Genomic DNA, 16,500 nt, shown 5'->3' on the forward strand with positions numbered 1-16,500 from the left:
CAGCCGCTTGCTCGTGTGCGCTTTCCTGCGCACACGGCAAGACCGGGGTTGGGCGTCCTGCCCAACCCGCCCGAGGCATGCCTCGGGCCCATGCGGCTGACACCCCGCACTCCGACACCGCCCCACCCCTGACAGATTCTCGCGATCTGATGGATCCACGTCATGCGTGGATGAATCTTCATCGGAATCGAATATTTCGAATCGAGCTCGAAAAGCATCCACGCATGGCGTGGATCTACTGTGTCGACCAAGGTCGACACCTACCAACAGCGGTCCATGCCGTTCCGACAGATCGCGGAAAACTGTCGAAGGCGGGGTGGGTCCGGTTGCGGGGGCGTGAGCCGCATGGATGCGGCGACCGAGCTTACATGGACGTACTTGCAGCGCCCCCCGCAACCGGACCCACCCCGCCATCCCTCAGGAAACCAGCTTTTGCTTCGGCTTCGGCTTTGGCTATGGCTGTTGCTTCGGCGGGTGCAGGGCGCAGCCCTGCCGTACCCCTACCCCCGTGCCATTGCCTGCCACCACTGCGACAGCAGCTCCGGCCTGCGTAGACGCTCGCGCCACCAGCGCAATGCCGCGCCATCCTCACCGGTGCGCCAGGCCAGCCAGAACGTTTCCTCCGGCTTGTGTTCCTCCACCTCACGGATCACCAGCTGGCCACGCGCCACAGCAGCGCGCGCGCATGGCTCGGGCAGGAAGCCGAAGCCCACGCCTTCGCACTGCAGCTTCAATTTGCTGGCCATGTCTGGCACGGTCAGCATCTCCTGCCCCATCAACAGGCCCACCGTGCGCGGCAGCAGCCTGCGCGCCGAATCGGAAACGGCGATCGCGCAATGCTCGACCAGCTGCTCACGGCCCAGCACGCCCTGCACGTTGGCCAACGGATGATCGGGTGCCACCGCGAACACGAACGCCACCGTTCCCAGCGGCTCGACCACATAGCCGCCACCACTGGGCCCTTCGCCCGGCGCGCCGACCAACAGGTCGGCACGGCGGTCGAGCAGGGCCTCCCAGGTGCCGGACAGGGCCTCGCCGATCAACCGCAACCGGGTTGGTGCCTCGGCCTCACGGAATGCGGCGATGTCCGGCCCAAGCAGCCAGGTCGGGAACACCGAGTCCACCGCCAGGGTCAGTTCGGTCTCCCAACCCGACGCCACCCGGCGCACCCGCAGCTCCAGCTCGCGGGCCGCGCGCAGCAGGTGTCGGCCTTCGTCCAGCAGCGCGCGCCCGGCCTCGGTCAGCTCTGCACGTGGGCCGACCCGGTCGAACAGCTGCACGCCCAGATCCTCCTCCAGCTTGGCCACGGTATAGGAAATCGTCGAGGGCACCTTGTGCAGGGCCTTGCCGGCGGCGGCAAAGGAGCCACGGCGATCGATGGCATCCAGGATCTGCAGGGCATCGAGGCTGAGCTTGAGCATTCGAATTTTTCGATGATGGTCGTCAAAACTATCCGTTTTTCAAACCTCGGACGCAAGCGGATACTTCTCTCCAACGGGGAAACACAGCGGTCACTGGCCCACCCCGCCCCATCGAAACCATCGAACAAGGAGATTCCCTCATGCTGCAGATCCGCAAGAGCGCTACCCGTGGCCTGGCCGAGCATGGCTGGCTGTCCTCGCGCCATACCTTCTCCTTCGCCAACTACTACGACCCCCGTTACGTCAGCTTCGGCCCGTTGCGGGTGATCAACGAAGACAAGGTGATCGGCGGCCAGGGCTTCGGCACCCACGGCCACAGCAACATGGAAATCATCTCCTACGTGCTGGGCGGTGCACTGGAACACAAGGACTCGATGGGCACCGGTTCGGTGCTGCGCTACGGCGACGTGCAGCGCATGAGCGCTGGGAGCGGCGTCACCCACAGCGAGTTCAACCACTCGGCCGACGAGACCGTGCACTTCCTGCAGATCTGGATCTTCCCGGACACCGAGAACATCGTGCCGTCGTACGAAGAGACCCACTTCTCGCCGGACAGCAAGCGCGGCCAGCTGCGCCTGATCGCTTCGCCGGACGGCGCCGACGGTTCGCTGCGCATCCACCAGGATGCCCGCATCTTCGCCACCATTCTTGATGGCGGCCAGAAGCTGCATCACGCCCTCGGCAACGGTCGTGGCGCCTATGTGCAGGTGGCGCGTGGCCAGCTGCAGGTCAACGGCATCACCCTGGAAGCCGGTGATGCGCTGCAGGTCAGTGACGAAGCCCAGCTGACCCTGGAAAACGGCAACGACGCCGAAGTGCTGGTGTTCGACCTGCCGCTGTAAACACGCCCTGTCCTGAAGACGTGGCCCGGCGATGCGGAAAGGCATCGCCGGGCCCGCTGCGCCTGATGGACGGCCCGCAATCGTATTCGGCCTTCGGTGACCCGAATGCCCCTTGCCCGATGCGACTGGAAACGCTTTCATGGCAGTGTTTATCCGGATCCGCTCTCGCATGACGCCTTCACCTCCGCGTGCCCAGCAGCACGCCACCCGTGCCGCCTTCTTCATTCCTGGATTCGCCACCGCCGCGTGGGCGCCGATGGTGCCTTACGCCAAGGCCAAGGCCGGGCTGACCGACGCCAGCCTCGGCGCCGTGCTGCTGTGCCTCGGGCTCGGCTCGCTGCTGGCGATGCCGCTGGCAGGTGCACTGACGGGGCGGTTGGGTTGCCGCCGGGTGATGGTGATCACCTGCGCGATGATGCTGTGCGCCCTGCCCTTGCTGGTGCTGGCACCCTCGCCGGTGTCGCTGGGCGCGGCGCTGTTCGTGTTCGGTGCCGGCGTCGGTGCACTGGATTGTGCGATGAACATGCAGGCGGTGGCGGTCGAGCGCGATGCCGGGCGCGCGATGATGTCCGGCTTCCACGCCTTCTACAGCATCGGTGGATTCGTCGGTGCTGGCTGCATGACCGGGCTGCTGATCCTCGGCACGCCGCTGTGGCTGGCCGCGCTGGTTTCGGTGGTGGCACTGCTGCTGGTTGCGATGCTGTCGGCGCCGCATTGGCGTCCGCAACGGATCCTGCACGAAGGCCCCCTGCTGGCACTGCCGCATGGCGTGGTGCTGTTCATCGGCGTACTGGCCTTCGTGGTGTTCCTCGCCGAAGGCTCGATGCTGGACTGGAGCGCCGTGTTCCTGGCCGAAGTGCGGCAGGTGCCGCGTGACCAGGCCGGCGCCGGCTTCGCGTTGTTCACCCTGGCGATGACGGCAATGCGCTTGTTAGGTGACGGCATCGTGGAGCACCTCGGCCGCACCCGCACCCTGGTCTTTGGCGGTATCACGGCCGCGGCAGGCTTCACCCTGGCCACACTGGTGCCCTCGTTTCCGGTGGCGCTGGCCGGCTACGTACTGGTCGGGCTGGGCTGCGCCAACATCGTGCCGGCGCTGTTCTCGATGGCAGGCCAGCAGCGGGTGATGCCGGAAAGCATCGCAATCACTGCCGTGACCACACTGGGTTACGCCGGCATCCTCGCTGGCCCGGCTGCGATCGGCGCCGTGGCGCACGCCACCAGCCTCGGCTTTGCCTTCCTGTGCGTCGCCGTACTGCTGCTGGGCGTAGCCGCCTCCGCCCGCTCACTGGCCCGACGCGTGGCCTGACAGAAAAAGGGGACGGAGGGGATTAAGTCGCATCTGCCCCGAGTGTGCTGCAAACGACTTAATCCCCTCCGTCCCCATTTTTCAGCCGTGTGCCAGCCATTCGGCCTGGGCCGGCAGCTGTGGGGCTGGGCACGTGCTCTGCGGGTGGTGCTCGTCACGCGCCATCCAGTCGTCGACCACGCCGGCCAGCAGGTCCAGCCGCAGCGGCAGGGTGATGTGGTCCTCGCCGCGCATCTCGATGTAGTGCGCGCGCGGGTTGGCCTGCGCAAGCTGCCGGCCCTGGCTGACCGGAATATGCTGGTCGCCCTGCCCGTGCAGCAACAGCACGCAGGCGCGGGTATCGGCCAGCGCACGCGCGACGTCGACGCGGTCCAGATCGACATCGATACGGCGGCTGGCGGCGGCGATCACCTGGTTGATGTCCTGGCCCTCATAGCGCCAGCGTGCGTACGACGCCACCGCCTGCGCCTTCAGGCCCTCCGGCTGCAGTCCCATCAGGTGCGGGATCATCGTGCGGATCGCCGCACCGGCATTGGCGAACGATTCCATCGCCACCACGCCGGCCACCTGGTCACCCAGCTTGTCGGCGGTGAACACCGCCGTGGCCGCACCATAGGACACACCGAACAGGTACAGCGGGCCGGTTACTTCGCCGCGTGCACGCAGCTCACCGATCACATCAACCACGTCATCGGATTCGTAGGTGCCGTATCCGGACGGACCGGCACCGGACTGTCCATGGTTGCGCAGGTCGAGCGTGACCACGCGGTAGCCGGACTCGGCCAGCTGCAGCGACCATGGCAGCATCGAATCACCGTTCATCATCCAGCCGTGCAGCAGCACTACGGTGCCGCGCGGCGTCTGCGCACGGAACGGCTGCGGCACCGCCAGGCTCAGGCCGGTATCCAGCGGCAGGCCGTTCTCGTGGCGCTGCGGCAGGTAGTGGTAACGCGCGCCGTAATCGCCGGGATCGAACACACGCCAGAAGATCGGCACGCCATCGCGGCCCGGCGCGAAGCCATGGCGGTTGGGCAGTTCGGCGATGGCCGCGGCGATGCGCGGGCGATCGAGCAGGGTCGATACACCACCTGGCGCGATCAGCCTGTCGGCGAGCGAGGTGGACGAGGCATTGATGGAGGAGGAGCATGCAGCCAGCCACAGGCCGGCGCATGCCAGCAACAGCAGCAGCAGGCGCTTCATATCACGTCATAGGGATGAATCAGACAGGCTGGGACGTTAACGCCCCGATAGACCGGTCATCTATCGCGCGCGGATGACGACTTGATGACAGCGCAGGAACGATTCAGCTTGGTGTACAAGCTGTATCCGTTCAGTCATTGATCCGGATCAATGAATACGCCGGCATGCTTGCCCACAGTGCCCCCATGCGCACCTCGTTCAAGCTCGCCATTGCCCTGGCCGCCACGCTGGCCGCCGCCTATGGCATCGCCCGCAGCACGCCCTACTGGTTCGCACCTCGGCAGGCCGCGCAGGTCGACATCCACGACCCGGCGCTGATCGCACAGGGGCAGTACCTGTCGCGCGCCGCCGACTGTGCGGCCTGCCACACCGCGCCGGGCGGCAAGCCGTTCGCCGGTGGCCTCGGCATGCAGACGCCGATGGGGACGATCTACTCGACCAACATCACGCCCGATCCGCAGACCGGCATTGGTGCCTACGATTACGCCGACTTCGAACGCGCGGTGCGCCGTGGCATCCGCCACGATGGCCAGCCGTTGTATCCGGCAATGCCGTACGCCTCGTACGTGGTTGCCCGCGACGCCGAGATCAAAGCGCTGTACGCCTATTTCATGGGCTCGGTGCAGCCGGTGAAGCAGGACAACGCCGACAGCACGATTCCATGGCCCGCCAACATGCGCTGGCCTCTGGCATGGTGGCAACTGCTGTTCGCACGCCCACGCAGCTTCAGCCCGGATCCGTCGCTGGACGCCGGCCAGCAGCGTGGTGCCGAACTGGTGGAAGGCCTGGCGCATTGCGGTGCCTGCCACACGCCACGCGGGCTGGCGTTCCAGGAAAAGGCGATGGCCGATGATGGCAGCCGCCAGTTCCTGTCCGGTTCGGTGCTGGAAGGCTGGTACGCGAAGAACCTGCGCAACGAATCGACCGGCCTGGCCAGCTGGAGCGAAGGCGAGATCGTCGACTTCCTGCGCACCGGCCGCACCGATCGTTCGGCGGCTTTCGGCGGCATGGCCGATGTGGTCGAGCACAGCACGCAGTACCTGTCCGACGCGGACCTGCTGGCGATGGCGCGCTACCTGAAGCAGCTGCCCGCCCGCGAAGGACGCAGCGCACAGTGGTCGCCCGGCACCGACACCACCACCGCCGCACTGCGCAGCGGCGACTACCGCGTGGCCGGTTCGCTGGCCTATGCCGAGCACTGCCAGGCCTGCCACCGCGCCGACGGCCGCGGCATGCCTCGCGTCTATCCGGCCCTGGCCGGCAACTCGATCGTGTTCGCTGACGATCCCAGCTCGCTGGTGCAGGTGACCCTGATCGGCGGCCGCACGCCACAGACCCCGCACGACCGCATGGCCTTCACCATGCCAGGCTTCGAGCAGCTGCCGAATGCGCAGCTGGCACAGATCCTGACCTTCATCCGCAGCAGCTGGGGCAATCAGGCCAGCGCAGTGAGCGAGGTCGACGTGGCGCGCATGCGCCGGGTGGTGCGCGACAAGCCGGTGCACTACGTTCCGCAGGAGGCCGCACGATGAAGCGTTCGCGCACGCGTTCCCGCCTGCTGATCGGCAGTGCGATCACCATCGTGCTGCTGGCCGGCGCCGGTACCCTCGCTTACCGTCATCTGTACCCGGATCTGGATGCCGCCGTGACCGGCACGATCGATATCCTCGATGCGCAGGGCAAGGTGCTCGGGCACTACCATGCGCCCAGCGCCGAAGAAATCGCCGGGCTCGGCAATGCCGAATCGGTGATGCTCGGCCGCCGTATCCTCAACGAGACCGCACGGCTGCTGCCGGACAATGTCGGCAACGATCTGAACTGCAACTCGTGCCACATGGCCGAGGGCAAGCGGCCTTTCGGCAATCACTACTTCAATACCGGCGGCGGCGCCTATCCGCGCTACATGCCGCGTCCGGGCAAGGTGATCGGGCTGACCGAGCGCATCAACGGCTGCCTGCAGCGTTCGATGAACGGCAAGCCGCTGCCGAAGGACTCGCCGCAGATACGCGCGATGCTCGATTACATGGCGTGGTTGAGCAGTCCTGTGCCAGAAGGTGCAAAGGTGGCCGCCCCCAGTGAGGGGCCCATCGACAGCACGCTGACCCCGGACCCGGTCCGCGGCCAGGCGCTGTACGCCGTGCAGTGCGCCGCCTGCCACGGCGACAACGGCGAAGGCCGGCGCGACGCCAGTGGTGACATCGCCTTCCCACCGCTGTGGGGCGACCACAGCTTCAACATCGGCGCCGGCATGGCGCGCCTGTACAAGGCGGCCGGTTTCGTCAAGCACAACATGCCACCGGCAGTGACCCGCGAACCTCCGCTGGGGCAGCAGGTGATGCCCGACCAGGATGCGGTGGACATCGCCAGCTACTTCATCAACCAGCCGCGGCCGGACTTCGCCAACAAGGGCAAGGACTGGCCGCGCGACCCGAAACCCAAGGACGCGCGGTACTGATGCCGGCAGCAGGTGCCGGCCGTCGCACAACACGATTCCTGCATCGCCACGTCATGCCGATGTCATTGGCACTGCCGACACTCCGGGGCTTCCCTCTTCTGAAGGTCCGGTCTCGATGCGAACGTCTGCGCGCTTTCCCCGTGTCTCGCTGCTTGCCCTGCTGATCGCCCCCGCACTGGACGCCCTGGCCGAAGCACCGCAGGGCGAGACTGCCGAAGCGCGCAGCAGCGATGCGCGAACCCTTGACCAGGTACAGGTGATCGGCCAGGCCACCAGCTACGCCAAGACGGCGGTGCGCGCGGAAACGCTGAACCGGCAGACCGTGATGAGCAGCGTCAACGACGCGCTCAATGAAGTGCCCGGCGTGGTGGTCAGCGAAGCCGATGCCACCGGCTCATCGGTGTGGGGCACGCAGATCAGCATGCGTGGCTTCGTCACCAACCGCGACACACAGCAGATCGGCACTACCATCGACGGCCTGCCCAACGGCGGTTCGGGTTACGGCGGCGGCTCGCTGGCCAACCGCTACATCGACACCCTCGATCTGGAGACAGTGGAAGTCAGCCAGGGCACCGCTGATATCTCCTCGCGCTCGAACGAAGCGCTGGGCGGCACGCTCAACTTCCTCACCAGCGACCCGCTGCAGGACAGCCGCCTGCGTTTCGTGGTCGGCGCCGGTGACAACGAGGCGCGCAAGTACTACGTGCGCTACGACACCGGCCTGCTCGGCGGCCACACCCGCGCATGGGTCAGCGCCTCCTCGTCGAAGGTGCATGACTGGATCGACGGCACCGGGCACGCCAGCAACGACCACATCGCCGGCAAGTTCATCACCGAACTGGATCGCTGGACGCTGACCGGCTACCTGTCCTACAACGATGCGGACGAGCCGGAATACACCAGCGTCTCACCGAAGGGCTTCGCCACCAATCCTGATCGTGACAACCTGGTCGGCACCCTCACCGGCATTCCCTACCTGGACCAGAACTACCGTTCCGGCTCGCGTGCGCTGCGCGAGAACACCTTCGGCTACCTGCGCGCGGCCTTCGACGGTGGCAACGGCTTCAAGGCCTCGGTGGCGGCTTACGGACACCGCATGGAAGGTCGTGGCGACTGGCTGCCACCGTACCTTGCGCAGGTCAGCGATGACGGAGCGGGCCGCCCCGAGTCGGAGTACATCGGAGGAAAGACCGTGTACGGCGGCAGCAACCGTGGCCAGATCTTCTTCGTCAATCCCGACGGCAGTGCCGCGCAGCGCCTGGCCAACTGCACACCGCGGCTGGGTTTCGCTGCCGAATATGATCCGAACTGCTACGCCGGCAACGTGCTGGGCGCGCAGTCGTATCGCCACACGCACTACGACAACGACCGCATGGGCGTGACCGCCGACGTCGAGTGGCGGCAGACCTTCGGCACGGTCGACAACACGATCCGTGGCGGCCTGTGGGTGGAGAAGCTGGACCGATCGGCACGCCGCGACTGGCATCGCCTGCTCAACGTCGGCCAGGATATCGCCTTCGACCATCAACCGTACTGGGTACAGTTCGAGGACAAGTACAAGGTTGACGAGCAGATGTACTACGTCGAGGACGTGGCGCGCTTCGGGCCGTTCAGCGCACGCCTGGGCGTGAAGCAGTTCTTCGTCGACCAGTCGCGCCGCCGCGTGATCGGTGCCAGCGAGCACGTCAGATCCGATTCCAGGTCCGACCCGCTGCTGTCCACCGGCCTGACCTGGGCGCCGGGCGTGGAAGGCATGGAGCTGTTCGCCGGCTTCTCGCAGAACTTCGCCGCGATTCCTTCCGGCGTGCTCGGCGAGACCGACCCGCAGCGCTTCCGCAACGTCGAGCCGGAGACCGCCGACAACATTGAAGTGGGCATGCGCATCAGCCGCTGGCCGCTGACCGCCTCGGTCACGCTGTACAACATCAAGTTCGACAACCGCATCGTCTACCTGCCGGCCGGCTTCGTCAGCGGCATTGACTACCTGGGCGAGACCGACGGTGTCTACGAGAACTTCGGCGGCGTGGAAAGCAACGGCCTGGAAGCGGCGTTCGGCTATGGCTGGGACAACGGCTGGCGCCTCAACGCCGCCTATACCTACAACCGCTCCAAGTACCTGGGCAGTGGCGATGCCGCGCGTGATACCCAGCTGGGCATCGTCGACGGCGCCAAGGTGATCGGCCAGCCCGAACAGACCCTCGTCCTGTCGGCAGACTGGCAGGGTGAGAACTGGAACTTCGGCCTGTCCGGCCGTTACCTGGGCACGCGCTATCTCGACGCCGCCAACGTCAACAAGCTGCCGTCGGCCACCGTGTTCAACGCCAACATCGGCTTCGACCTGCAGGGCCTGTCGCCGCGCCTGAAGGGCATGGGCGCCAACCTGGTGGTGAGCAACCTCACCGATAAGCGGTATCTTGCAGGGGTGGACGGGCGCGACAACGCCTTCATCGGCGCTCCGCGCACCGTCGGGATCTCTTTCCGCGTGGACCTGTGAGTGAGCCCGTGACCGATATCGGCCGACGCCGGTTGTTGCAGGCCGGCGTTGCCGCCGGCCTTTCTCCACTGCTGCCCAGCATCGCCCGGGCCGCAGCGATCGCCCCCGCCGCGCAGACGCGCAGCCTGGAAGACCTGCAGCACATCGTGGTGTTCATGCAGGAGAACCGTTCGTTCGACCACTACTTCGGCACGCTGCCGGGCGTACGTGGCTTCGGTGATCGGTTCGTCGCCCCGGCCGCCGCGCTGCAAGCAGGTGGCCGCGTCCGCAGCCTGTGGCTGCAGCCCGATGCCAGCGGCAAGCGCGCGATCGCGCCGTTCCCGCTGGATACCGCCGCGCACTTCGGCTACATGCGCGTGGAAGGCACGCCGCATACCTGGCCCGATGCGCAGCGCGCCTGGGACCAAGGTCGCATGGGGCAATGGCCGAAGGCCAAGCAGAACCACTCGATGGGCTACTTCCAGCGCAGCGACCTACCGTTCCAGTTCGCGCTGGCCGATGCCTTCACGATCTGCGATGCCTACCACTGCGCAATGCAGGCCGGCACCAACCCGAACCGGGTGTTCCTGTGGACCGGCCACAACGATCCGCAGGCCCACGCTGGTGGCCCGGTGATCGCCAACTCGCACGACAATTTCCCTGAACAGGGTGGGCACCCGGCGTCGTACCGCTGGACCAGCTATGTCGAGCGCCTGCAGAGGGGCGGCGTGTCCTGGCAGATCTACCAGGACATGGCCGACAACTTCACCGACAACCCGCTGGCGGGTTTCGAGGCCTTCCGTCAGGCCCACCGCGCGGCGCCAGGGCATGACCCGCAGCTGCGCGCGCGCGGGGTCAGCACGCGGGGCCTGACGCAGCTGCGCCAGGACGTCATTGACGGGCGCCTGCCGCAGGTCAGCTTCATCATCGCCGACGCGGCCGGCAGCGAACATCCCGGCCCGTCCAGCCCGGCACAGGGCGCGGCCTATACCGCACGCGTGCTGGATGCGCTGACCGCCGATCCGGACGTGTGGAGCCGCACCGCCCTGCTGCTGATGTTCGACGAGAACGATGGCTTCTTCGACCACATGCCGCCCCCTGCCCCGCCTTCGCCGGTGGACGGTGGCTGGGCGGGTGTGTCCTCGGTCAGCACCGAAGGCGAGTACCACCGGCACCCGGCACCGGGTGACGAAAAGTACGATCTCGCCGAACTGCGCGGGCGCCCGTACGGTCTGGGACCGCGCGTGCCCCTGTACGTGATCTCGCCGTGGAGTCGCGGCGGCTGGGTCGATTCGCAGGTGTACGACCACACCTCGGTCATACGGCTGATCGAGCGCCGCTTTGGCGTGGCCGCACCGGACATCTCGCCGTGGCGCCGCGCGGTCTGCGGCGACCTCAGCACTGCGTTCGACTTTGCCCAGCGCGATACCCGCCCGTTCGTCCGCGGCCTGCCCGACGTGAGTGCGGTTGCCGCACGCGCCGCTGCCTTGCCGGGACGCACCGTGCCCACGCTGCCAGAGGGGCTGAAACCAGCGAAACAGGAAAGCGGTGTACGCCCGGCGCGCGCCCTACCCTATCGTCCGCAGGCATCGATTGCCGCAGTCGATGCCTCGGGTGTGGATCTGACGCTGTCCTGCGAAGGCGCGGCGGCCGTGCTGCATGTCTACGATCGGCTGCGGCTGGATGCGGTACCACGCCGCTACACGCTGCTGCCAGGTACGCCACTGCGCGAGCGCTGGCCGCTGGACGCCCAGGGCCGCTATGACCTTTGGCTGCTTGGTCCGAACGGCTTCCACCGCCACTTCCAGGGTGCGGTCAAGGCGCCTGCCGTGCAGGCTTCGATCGAGCGCGCGGACGGCCAGCTACGGCTGCACCTGCGCAATCTGCACAACAGCGCGCAGAATGTGCGGGTGCAGGCCGGCGCCTATGCCGGGCACATGCCGGAGCAGGCGCTGGTGCTGCCGGCGCATGCTGAGGCCACGGTGGCGTGGGACGCGGCGCCCACCGCAGGGTGGTACGACCTGCGCATCGGTGCGGGCGACAGTGCACTGCGACTGGCCGGCCGCGCCGAGGATGGGCGCCCCGGCACCAGTGACCCGGCAATGGGCAGCGAGCCATTGCGGTTCGAGCACGATTGAGGAGCCCTCTGTAGAGCCGAGCCCACGCTCGGCTACTTCTCGCCCTGGTCGCATTGCACCGAAAAAGCAGCCGAGCGTGGGCTCGGCTCTACAGCGCAGACCGGTAGATTCAGGCCTCCTGCAGCCCCGGCCGGCCGTGCTCCACCGCATAGCGCTTCCAGCTCTGCAGCGCGCCATTCGGCTGCATTACGGTATCCAGCGTCTTCATGTCGCCGATCCAAGCATCGCGGGTGACATCGCACAGCACGTAGCCACGCTTGTCGGTGGTCGCCTTCAGGTAGGGACTGTGCGCAAGCTGGTTCATGGCATACGCGTCAACGCCCTGGCCATCGGCCCCCGACGTGATCGAAGTGGCAAGGAACTCGCTTGAGATCACGCCCGAGTCACGGTGGTCCTGCACCAGATCACTCGCATAGTGGCGATGCGCGTCGCCGCAGGCAGTCACTACGTTGCCGAAGCCCACCTTCTGGATGTGGTCAAGCAGGCGCCGGCGGCTGTCCAGATAGCCTGACCACTGGTCGTCGGACGATTGCACCACGCCGTCCTTCTCGCGCATGTAGTTGCCCAGCGCCACCTGGTGGGCGATCGTGTGCCAGCGCGGTGCAGCATCGGCCAAGCCGTCGAACAGCCAGCGCTCCTGCTTCGCCCCCACAATGCTGCGCTCCGTCGATTCCACCTCCTCACGCAACGCCATGTTCACCTGCTTGCTGCGGTACTGACGGGTATCGAGCAGGTGCAGGTCCATCAGCGTGCCGTAGCGTGCGCGCCGGTACATCTGCATGTGGCCATCGCGCGGGAATGCCGAGCGGCGCAGTGGCATGTTCTCGTAGTAGGCCTGGAACGCCTGTGCGCGACGCAGCAGGAACACTTCGCTGGGCGTGTCATCCTGGTCTTCGGCACCGGCCCAGTTGTTGTCCACTTCATGGTCGTCAAAAGTGACGAACCACGGTGCCGCCGCATGCGCGGCCTGCAGGTCGGGATCGCTCTTGTACTGGGCGTAGCGGCGGCGGTAATCATCCAGCGTGTAGATCTGCGGGCCGACGTGGTTGCGCAGGTTGGTGAACGGCTGGCCGTTCATCTTCCGCAGGCCCGGCTGGCTTTCGCCTTCGTAGATGTAGTCGCCATAGTGGAAGACGAAATCGAGCGGTTCCTCGGCGATGCGTCGCCACGCGGTGTAGTGGCCTTCTTCGTAGTGCTGGCAACCAGCCACCACAAAGCGCACCCGGTCCACCGCTGCCGTGGCTGACGGCAGCGTGCGCGTACAACCCACTGCGCTGGCGTGGCCGCCTACGGTGAAGCGATACCAGTAGGGTCGGCCCGGTGCCAACCCTTCCAGCTCCACGTGCACCGCGTGGCCGAGTTCGGGATGCGCCATTGCCGAGCCCTGGCGTACCACCCTGCGCATGCCTTCGTCTGCTGCCAGCTGCCACTCGACCACCATCGGCCGGGCCGGCATGCCACCACCGAACACCAGCGGCTCGGTCGCCAGCCGTGTCCACAGCACCATGCCATCGGCCGAGGGATCACCCGAGGCCACGCCCAGGGTGAAGGGCGTGCTGGCAAAGCGCGGCGAGGCCAGCAGGTTGCGTGGGTTCAGTGCAGTGGCTTCGGTCTGCGCGGCCAGTGCGCGCGCCGTGCCCATCCAGGCCCCTGCGGCCGACAGGCCGGCCAAGGCCAGGAATCGCCTGCGATTGATCGTCTCCACGGATGACCCCTCAGTTGTAGATGATGTGGAAATAAAAGAAGCGGCCGTAGTCGTCGATCTCGGTTCGGAAACGCCCGTTCGGACCGGTGCTGTAGGTTGGCTGGGTGTTGAACAGGTTCTTGGCCTCGTACTTCAGCGTTACGTGCTTGCCGACCTTGTGGCTGAAAGCCATGTTGAACGTCATGTATGGGTCGTAGTACGAATCCAGCCATTCGGTGTCACCGAAGTCGACCAGCATCCGGCTGCGGTAGGTTCCGGACAGGCGCAGTTGCGAGCTCTTCCACGGCATGCGCCAGATCACCGACCCATTGAGCGACCAGTCCGGCTGGTACAGCAGGCGGTCCAGGCGCCGCTCGGTGCCATCGGTGATGCGGTAGTTGGTCTGGCCTTCCAGACGCGTCGCGTTGAAGTACATGTCGAAGCGCTGGCGGCCCCACTGCAGATTGCGATTGGCCACCGCGAACTCAACGCCACGGAGCTTCGACTCGTCGGTGTTCATCGGCTGGGTGACCCGGTAGCGGGTGTCCCCCACGTTCTCGAACGTGGTCAGGGTGTAGATATCGTCCTTGATCACCTTGTCGAACAGCGCCACCGAGACCAGGCCATTGTTGCCGTTGAAATACAGGTCCCACGCCAGGTCGACGTTGGTGGAACGGCGCGGCTGCAGGTTGGCATTGCCCTGCTTGATGGTGCAGAAGCCCCTGCCCTCCTCGTCATCGCCACAGCTGGTGCTGGTGGCCTGGGCGATGTTGCTCGGCGTCGGCCGGCCCAGCGTACGGCTGGCGGAGAAGCGCAGGCGCTGGTCCTCGCTCAGCTTGAACGTCGCATTCAACGAAGGCAGCAGGTTGTTGTAGCCACCGCTCGTGTTGCGGAAGGCGGAGGTATACGTACTGCCGCCATCATCGCTGAACGGGCTGTAGGCATCGAAGCGGGTGTGGTCGTAACGCAGGCCGCCGATCAGCAGCAGCCGGTCCCAGGCGTAGTGAGCGGACACATAGGCATTGGTGATGTCCTCCACGTACTTGTAGTCGCTGGTGAAGTTGGCATTCGGATACGCCGCATTGTTGTTGCCCAGCTTCGGCAGCAGTTCCTCGTTCCACTTGCGGTTGTCGATCAGAGGGAAGCCCGGCACGCTGCCCAGCAGCGTCGACCCCGGGTACAGGTAGTCGTTGAGCGTGGCACTGCTCCTGAAGTAGTCGAAGTCGATGTCCTGCCAGATCTTCAGGTGGCGGTACTCGGCACCGGTGGCCAGGCCGAAGCCACGCGCGTCGGCGTCGATGTTGTAGCTGAAGTCCGCGCGCAGGTTGTCGATGCTCTCCTTGGCATCGCGCGGGGAGACATAGGCCTGCGCCGGATTGAGCTTGAACGCGGAGCTGGTCAACAGGCTGGAATCAGAAACCGCTACCGCGTTTGGGAACCCGTGACTGTCATTCTCGTAGTCGACGAACAGATTGCTTGGATAGGCGCGCACACCCCAGTAGACCTGGTTGTTGTGGAAGGTCTCTTCGGTGTGGCCACCACGCAGGGTCAGGCGCGAACGGTCGCCGACGTCCCAGTTGAAGCTGGCGATGGCGCCACGGTTGCTGCGGTCCCAGCGGTCGTGACGGTTCTTGATGTAGATGCTGTTGATCTGGGTGGTGCCGCTGTCCTCGGTCTGGTTGCGGATCGGAAACTTGGCGTTGCCATACAGATCCGTCTTGTTCATCGTCGAGTTCTCGTAGAACCGGTACGAGTACAGCAGCAGCGATGCGTAGAACGGATCATCCGAGGGCTTCCACTCAAGCTTGGCGGAGCCACCGAAGTTGGTGATGAAGTTGGTATAGGTGCCGGTACTGAAGTTGCCAGGCGCACGCAGGCCGTTCCAGCCCTTGGCCTCGTCCGGACCGGTGGTGCCGTCGGTGAGGTATTTTCCAGCGTCGTTGTAGTAGTAGTTCGACTCCACCCAGCGCTTGACGCTGTTGCGTGAACGCTGCTCATAGCGTGCCACCGCAACGATGCCGAATTCCTGGTCGGCGCCGAACTGGTTGGAGAACACCATCTTGGCGCTCTTGCCGAAATGGCCCAGGGTCTCGTGGTTGCCGCCGGCGCTGCGCTCGACGTTGGTCTCGGCAGTGGAATAGATGCCTGCCACATCGGCAAACACGTACCTGCCAGACCGGTCGAAGGCACTACGGCTGATGATGTCGATCACACCGCCGATCGCATCCGGTGCCTGCTCCGCACTGAAGCTCTTGTAGATGTCGGTTCGGGTACCGATGTCGCTGGGAATCAGCTGGAGGTTGTTCATGCGCTCCCCGGAGCCACTGCCCCCCACGCTGGCGATCGCGATGCCATCGATGGTGGTGTAGTTGAGGTTGGCCTGCACGCCGCGCACGGTCACGTAGCGTGGTTCGCCGGCATCCTCCACCGCACTCAGGCCTGGAGCGGCCATCAGGCTCTCGGCCAGGGTCTCGTCGCCGTAGCTGTCCATCTCGTCGTAGACCACCGAATCCTTGATCACCGGCGACGACTTCTTCTGGTCGATGACCTCATGCGCGGCAATCACCTTCACCGTGCCCAGGGTCGGCGCCAGCACCGCCCCGGCCTCGCGCGGCATCGGCGCGGCTGGCTTCGGCGCATTGCGTGCGGGTGCCGGATCGATGGCGATGACATTGCCATCCACTACTGTGTAGCCAAGACCGGTACCCGCCAGCAGTGCGTCCAACGCCTGCTTGACGGTGGCGCCCCGCGGCACAGCCCCGGCCATGTGCGCTTCACCGCTGCCCGAGTACAGGAACTGCACGCCGGAACTGCGCGACAGCTGCTCAAGTGCACGTGCCAGCGGTTGCGCCGCGATCGCCGCCGACACGCGGGTTTCAAGGCCATCGGCAGTGGCCGCGGCCGCCATTGGCACACTGCAGGGAGACAGGGCGAGGATGATCGACAGGTAGAGCGTGTTGCGCATCACGGGTCCTTGG

General features: G+C 66.0%; 10 protein-coding genes. 6 read left to right on the forward strand and 4 right to left on the reverse strand.

Annotated features, from left to right (window positions below):
- Positions 1–500: 500 nt before the first annotated feature.
- Positions 501–1,421 carry a LysR substrate-binding domain-containing protein gene (locus AB839_RS16130; RefSeq protein WP_061480137.1) on the reverse strand — a complete coding sequence of 307 codons (921 nt, stop codon included), beginning with the start codon at positions 1,419–1,421 and terminating at the stop codon, positions 501–503.
- 140 nt (positions 1,422–1,561) lie between these two features.
- Here AB839_RS16130 and AB839_RS16135 point away from each other — a divergent pair, with 140 nt between their 5' ends.
- Positions 1,562–2,263 carry a pirin family protein gene (locus AB839_RS16135; RefSeq protein ID WP_061480138.1) on the forward strand — a complete coding sequence of 234 codons (702 nt, stop codon included), beginning with the start codon at positions 1,562–1,564 and terminating at the stop codon, positions 2,261–2,263.
- Positions 2,264–2,432: 169 nt separating this feature from the next.
- Positions 2,433–3,572 (forward strand): MFS transporter, encoded by a 1,140-nt coding sequence (locus AB839_RS16140; RefSeq protein WP_061480139.1) that lies wholly within the window; start codon positions 2,433–2,435, stop codon positions 3,570–3,572.
- Positions 3,573–3,653: 81 nt separating this feature from the next.
- Here AB839_RS16140 and AB839_RS16145 read toward each other — a convergent pair whose 3' ends face one another.
- Positions 3,654–4,772, reverse strand: a complete 1,119-nt coding sequence (locus tag AB839_RS16145; RefSeq protein WP_061480140.1) for an alpha/beta fold hydrolase — start codon at positions 4,770–4,772, stop codon at positions 3,654–3,656.
- Between the two features lie 185 nt (positions 4,773–4,957).
- On the opposite strand from AB839_RS16145, the gene AB839_RS16150 reads away from it, so the two are divergent.
- The 4 genes from AB839_RS16150 to AB839_RS16165 all read left to right on the forward strand — a co-directional run bounded on the left by AB839_RS16150 (position 4,958) and on the right by AB839_RS16165 (position 11,838).
- Positions 4,958–6,304 (forward strand): cytochrome c, encoded by a 1,347-nt coding sequence (locus tag AB839_RS16150; protein WP_061480141.1) that lies wholly within the window; start codon positions 4,958–4,960, stop codon positions 6,302–6,304.
- Complete coding sequence (locus AB839_RS16155; protein ID WP_061480142.1) at positions 6,301–7,227, forward strand: c-type cytochrome; 927 nt, start codon at positions 6,301–6,303, stop codon at positions 7,225–7,227. The genes AB839_RS16150 and AB839_RS16155 overlap by 4 nt, the downstream gene beginning before the upstream one ends.
- A 115-nt stretch (positions 7,228–7,342) precedes the next feature.
- On the forward strand, positions 7,343–9,721 hold the full coding sequence (locus AB839_RS16160; protein WP_061480143.1) for a TonB-dependent receptor: 2,379 nt from the start codon (positions 7,343–7,345) through the stop codon (positions 9,719–9,721).
- An 8-nt stretch (positions 9,722–9,729) separates the two neighbouring features.
- Positions 9,730–11,838, forward strand: a complete 2,109-nt coding sequence (locus AB839_RS16165; RefSeq protein WP_061480144.1) for a phospholipase C, phosphocholine-specific — start codon at positions 9,730–9,732, stop codon at positions 11,836–11,838.
- 109 nt (positions 11,839–11,947) lie between these two features.
- Here AB839_RS16165 and AB839_RS16170 read toward each other — a convergent pair whose 3' ends face one another.
- Together AB839_RS16170 and AB839_RS16175 are read right to left on the reverse strand one after the other, a co-directional pair.
- Complete coding sequence (locus tag AB839_RS16170) at positions 11,948–13,543, reverse strand: alkaline phosphatase D family protein (protein WP_061480145.1); 1,596 nt, start codon at positions 13,541–13,543, stop codon at positions 11,948–11,950.
- Positions 13,544–13,553: 10 nt separating this feature from the next.
- The gene (locus AB839_RS16175; protein WP_061480146.1) at positions 13,554–16,487 is read right to left on the reverse strand and encodes a TonB-dependent receptor; all 2,934 of its coding nucleotides are present in this window, start codon (positions 16,485–16,487) and stop codon (positions 13,554–13,556) included.
- Positions 16,488–16,500 lie beyond the last annotated feature (13 nt).

Source organism: Stenotrophomonas sp. DDT-1 (assembly GCF_001580555.1).
In the GTDB taxonomy this organism is placed as follows: Bacteria; Pseudomonadota; Gammaproteobacteria; order Xanthomonadales; family Xanthomonadaceae; genus Stenotrophomonas; species Stenotrophomonas sepilia.

Bases quoted from the DNA above. Each gene is read 5' to 3' on its own strand.
- AB839_RS16145 (WP_061480140.1), bottom strand. From the start codon at position 4,772: ATGAAGCGCCTGCTGCTGCTGTTGCTGGCATGCGCCGGCCTGTGGCTG.
- AB839_RS16130 (WP_061480137.1), bottom strand. From the start codon at position 1,421: ATGCTCAAGCTCAGCCTCGATGCCCTGCAGATCCTGGATGCCATCGAT.
- AB839_RS16155 (WP_061480142.1), top strand. From the start codon at position 6,301: ATGAAGCGTTCGCGCACGCGTTCCCGCCTGCTGATCGGCAGTGCGATC.
- AB839_RS16140 (WP_061480139.1), top strand. From the start codon at position 2,433: ATGACGCCTTCACCTCCGCGTGCCCAGCAGCACGCCACCCGTGCCGCC.
- AB839_RS16135 (WP_061480138.1), top strand. From the start codon at position 1,562: ATGCTGCAGATCCGCAAGAGCGCTACCCGTGGCCTGGCCGAGCATGGC.
- AB839_RS16175 (WP_061480146.1), bottom strand. From the start codon at position 16,487: ATGCGCAACACGCTCTACCTGTCGATCATCCTCGCCCTGTCTCCCTGC.
- AB839_RS16160 (WP_061480143.1), top strand. From the start codon at position 7,343: ATGCGAACGTCTGCGCGCTTTCCCCGTGTCTCGCTGCTTGCCCTGCTG.
- AB839_RS16150 (WP_061480141.1), top strand. From the start codon at position 4,958: ATGCGCACCTCGTTCAAGCTCGCCATTGCCCTGGCCGCCACGCTGGCC.